Origin of the sequence: uncultured Caballeronia sp., assembly GCF_964243625.1 — a bacterium.
In the GTDB taxonomy this organism is placed as follows: Bacteria; Pseudomonadota; Gammaproteobacteria; order Burkholderiales; family Burkholderiaceae; genus Caballeronia.
In genome coordinates, this window is the sequence record NZ_CAXTGZ010000549.1 from 1 (window position 1) to 4,046 (window position 4,046).

General features: G+C 59.4%; 3 protein-coding genes and 1 pseudogene. 1 reads left to right on the forward strand and 3 read right to left on the reverse strand.

The annotated features are described in order from the left end of the window. Positions 1–72: 72 nt before the first annotated feature. The 3 genes from ACFFAR_RS26750 to ACFFAR_RS26760 form a co-directional block, all read right to left on the reverse strand. Positions 73–561, reverse strand: a complete 489-nt coding sequence (locus ACFFAR_RS26750) for a hypothetical protein (protein WP_061999210.1) — start codon at positions 559–561, stop codon at positions 73–75. A gap of 361 nt (positions 562–922) precedes the next feature. Then, positions 923–1,366, reverse strand: a complete 444-nt coding sequence (gene mscL / locus ACFFAR_RS26755; protein ID WP_062000815.1) for a large conductance mechanosensitive channel protein MscL — start codon at positions 1,364–1,366, stop codon at positions 923–925. Between the two features lie 218 nt (positions 1,367–1,584). Beyond that, positions 1,585–2,991 (reverse strand): DUF2252 domain-containing protein, encoded by a 1,407-nt coding sequence (locus ACFFAR_RS26760; protein ID WP_375508778.1) that lies wholly within the window; start codon positions 2,989–2,991, stop codon positions 1,585–1,587. A 263-nt stretch (positions 2,992–3,254) separates the two neighbouring features. On the opposite strand from ACFFAR_RS26760, the pseudogene ACFFAR_RS26765 reads away from it, so the two are divergent. Next, positions 3,255–4,046: pseudogene (locus ACFFAR_RS26765) on the forward strand (glycogen debranching enzyme GlgX); the annotation flags it as partial.

The window sequence follows — 4,046 nt, forward strand, 5'->3', positions numbered from 1 at the left end:
GAAAAAGATCAGCTAGAACGGAACGCGCGAAGACCTGAAGAGCAACAACCCGGCACAAACCCCGACCCCGCCCTACCTCAACCTCGAAGCCGCATCCCCCGCATCCTGCCTGCGGGCCCCCCGTCTAACCCTCGAACTCGCGGTCGCACCAAACTCGCTCAAAATCTGCGTTCGGGCCCGGCTGGCAAAGACCAGAATTCCGAACCCATTAGCCTCATACCAATACCCGCCATTCTCGAGCCCATCGATCGGCTGTTCCAACGCATTGGTGATGCACTCAATACACCGCCGGTGCAATTCCTCCACTGCTGGATAGGGCGGTTGCGCACCCCTCACGCTGCAAAGAAGTACATCGAGCCCCGGCAGGACATGTGCATACAACACCGGTTCATCCTGGGCGCGAGCACGTGCGATCTTCGTATCGAGTTGGCCAAACGGCTTGAAATGCCTGAGCACGGCGAGGAAGGACTCATCGCCGTCGACCTTCGCGCGTCTACGCTTTTTCGGGAAGGACATAAAAATTCGCCTGAAAAAGAATTGCAAAAAACGCAGCGTCCTCATGCGGCCACTCCCGTCTGGCGGGCCGCTCGTTTATCTGGACACGTCGATCTTTTATAGCACATCGAAGTGGTGGGTTCACGGCGATTCAGGGTAAGGGCGCAGCACCTGGGTCAATCGACCTGTCGTGCAGCGCCGCACGAATTCTGCCGAAAACCCTGCTGCGGCTCGCATGGCATTCATGTCTCAATAATAGACCTACGAAACCCCGCTGCGCCAAAAATCGCGAGGAAAATTCAAGCGAATGTCACGAACTGGCATCCTCGCAACAGTGCGAGCACAAAACAAAAAGCCCGCGGCAAGCATCGCGGGCTTTTATGTATCACGCCTGAATCAATCGTGGATGTGAGTGGCAGGTTCCACCTCAGACGCGCGGCGTACCCTTGAGCGAGTCGCGGATCTCGCGCAGCAGGAGCACGTCTTCCGGCGTCGCAGGCGCTGGCGCGGGCGCTTCATTCTTGCGCAGGCTGTTGATGAACTTGACCATCAGGAAAATGATGAACGCCAGGATGATGAAGTTGATCAGTACCGTGATGAACGACCCGTAGCCAAATACGGCGACGCCTGCAGTCTGCAAATCCTTGTACGAGCCGGGATTACCCTTGAACGACGGTGGAATCTCGCCCAGCTTGATGAACAAATTGGAGAAGTCCAGCCCGCCGGTCGCCAGTCCGACGACCGGCATGATCAGATCCTTCACGATCGAATTGACGATGGTCGAAAACGCGCCGCCGATAATCACACCGACCGCCAGATCCATCACGTTGCCTTTTAAGGCGAAGGCCTTGAATTCCTGAACCATGCTCATGCGTCGCTCCCTCCGTAAATAGTTCACAAGAATCGGCAGCAAAGGATGTGCCATTGAATCAAATCCATAAACGAATGGCCGAAACGCCGCGGAAGCTGGAGTCGTTCTGATCGGGCGACCATTCATTGAAACGGATAATGACAATGATATCGAATCGGTTGCAATTCCGTCCCCGGTTTTTTGTGCGATAGGGGCTCAACAAGCTGTCGAGCCAATCGTCAGGATTTTTCCGGGGGCGCCGCCTTTACGCGTCCCGCTGCGATCGCCTGCACGAAAGCTGCGTGATCGTCGACGGTCTGCGCGCCGTAGCGCTCGGCCCATCGCGCGTATGCGGCGTCCAGCCGCTCCGAGCTGCCGCAATACCCCGCGATCAACGCGGCATCTCCCGTGCGGGCATGGGCGCGTGCCAGCAACAGGCCCAGGCACCAAGCGTAAAAGTCCAACGTCGCGCCATGCAGCCAGTCGACGGGAATCGAGCCGCGCATGTTTTTCATCTGTCGGACATAAAAGTCGCGCCCCGAGATCGTCGTCCATCCAAGCAACGGGTCCGATGAACTTTGCAGCAGGCGCTGCCCGTGCACGACGCGCCGGCCCTGGTGGTTGAAAGGCTTTGGCATCGCCGGCATGAATGGCGCGGCGGCCGGCACGATGCCTTCCTTTACCTGCATGAACAGCGGGTCGCCATGTGCGCGCCCGAGCAGTAGCAACAAATACGCACGCGTCCCGACGCTGCCCACCCCGACTACCCGATGCGCCACATCGGCCACGTCGTAGCGCTCGAGCATCGTGCGCCACTCGCCGGCGATGGTTTGCGTGTATCCCCGCAATCCTTCGATCACATGGTTCGTCTCAGCTTTGTCGAGACGCGTGAGAATGGGCGGGTCCTCGCGAAAGCGCCAGCTTTTGCCCGCGGGCTCGGCAACCCGCGCGAGCATGGTCGCGTGACTGCGCTTGGTCGCACGCTCGACGGCCTTCGTGATCGTTGCTTTTTCGGCCGAATCAAGCGCGACGGGCGCCTCGATATGCAGCACGCTCGCATAAGAGCGCATTTGCCAGAGGTCGTAGGCGGGTACTTGCCATAGCGTGGACATCGTTGTCCGATAACCCGCGCAGGCCGAGCGCACGGCGCGCTCGCGGCCGCTGGCATCGACGCCGTTTTCCCGCGCTGCCACGTTGATGCTGGCAGTCAGCCGCTTCAGATCCCATTCCCAGGGCGCGACGATGGTTTCATCGAAGTCGTTCAGGTCGAAGACCACGTCTTGCCGCGGCGTGCGGAAAAGGCCGAAATTGTTGAGATGCGCGTCGCCATCGATCATCACGTGATGCCCGATGGACGGCGTTCGCGCCAGATCCCACGCCATCACGCTTGCCGCGCCGCGCAGGAACGCAAACGGAGAAACGGCCATGCGCGCCATTCTCAGCGGCACGAGGCGTTCCTGTCTGCCTGCGTTGTTTGCAAGCACGCGTTCGACCGGGTCGGGCCGGTCGTGCTCCGGTTGCCAGGCGGCGTGGGCATCAAAGGGAGTGGTGTCGCGCAACGATCGGCCGAGCGCGCGGCTCTCCTCGGCGCTGCCATGGGACGTGCCGGCTGGCGTTGATTTGACGGAGAGGGGGCGAGTGGGCAAGAGAAAGCCTCTGGATCAATGATGGACAAATGACGTGGCGGTGTTGAGTTCCGTCGCAGGCAAGCCGCGAGCAGGATGCGCGCCAAACCTTGCTGGAAAATGCGATCGATAACAGGCACGCAACCTGCTCTTGATTTCTGCCCGTCGAAACACTGAGCGATGCATTTTGCACCTTGACTGATTCAGATCCCTGCGGATTCCGGACTCAGGCGGCGCGCATCAACTACTGACAGCATTACCCAAATACCTGGACACCCGCATACATGGCTCACGATATCCGCATTGCCGAAGGTTCGCCATTTCCGCTAGGCGCGACCTGGGACGGCGAGGGCGTCAATTTCGCGCTGTTCTCCGCGAACGCCTCGAAAGTCGAACTCTGCCTCTTCGATAAAGACGGCGAAAAGGAACTCGAGCGCATCGAATTGCCCGAATACACCGATGAAGTTTTCCACGTTTATCTGTTCGGCCTGAAACCGGGCGCGGTCTATGGTTATCGCGTTCACGGTCCGTACGAACCGGAAAACGGCCATCGTTTCAACCCGAACAAGCTCCTGCTCGATCCGTATGCGAAGGCGCACGTGGGCGAGCTGAAATGGGACCCGGCGGTCTTCGGCTACACGCTCGACGACGACGGCGAAGACCTGAGCTTCGATGAACGCGACAGCGCGCCGTTCATGCAAAAGTGCCAGGTCGTCGACCAGAGCTTTTCGTGGGTCAATCCGACGCGCGTTCGCGTGCCCTGGGAACAGACCATCTTCTACGAAACCCACGTGCGCGGTTATACGAAACGCCATCCCGCCGTGCCGGAACATTTGCGCGGAACGTTCGAAGGGCTCGGCACGAAGGAAGTCATCGAACACATCAAGGGCTTGGGTGTGACATCGGTCGAACTCCTGCCCATTCACGCGTTCGTGAACGACAGCCACCTCACCGACAAGGGTCTTACGAACTACTGGGGCTACAACACCATCGGTTTTTTTGCCGCCGATCCGCGCTTTTTTGCGCAGGGTCCGGGCGCTATTTCCGAGCTCAAGCAGATGATCGACCGCTTCCAC

What these genes read in the sequence shown, in the direction of transcription:
- ACFFAR_RS26750 (WP_061999210.1), bottom strand. Translation starts at nt 561, where the DNA reads ATGAGGACGCTGCGTTTTTTGCAATTCTTTTTCAGGCGAATTTTTATG.
- mscL (WP_062000815.1), bottom strand. Translation starts at nt 1,366, where the DNA reads ATGAGCATGGTTCAGGAATTCAAGGCCTTCGCCTTAAAAGGCAACGTG.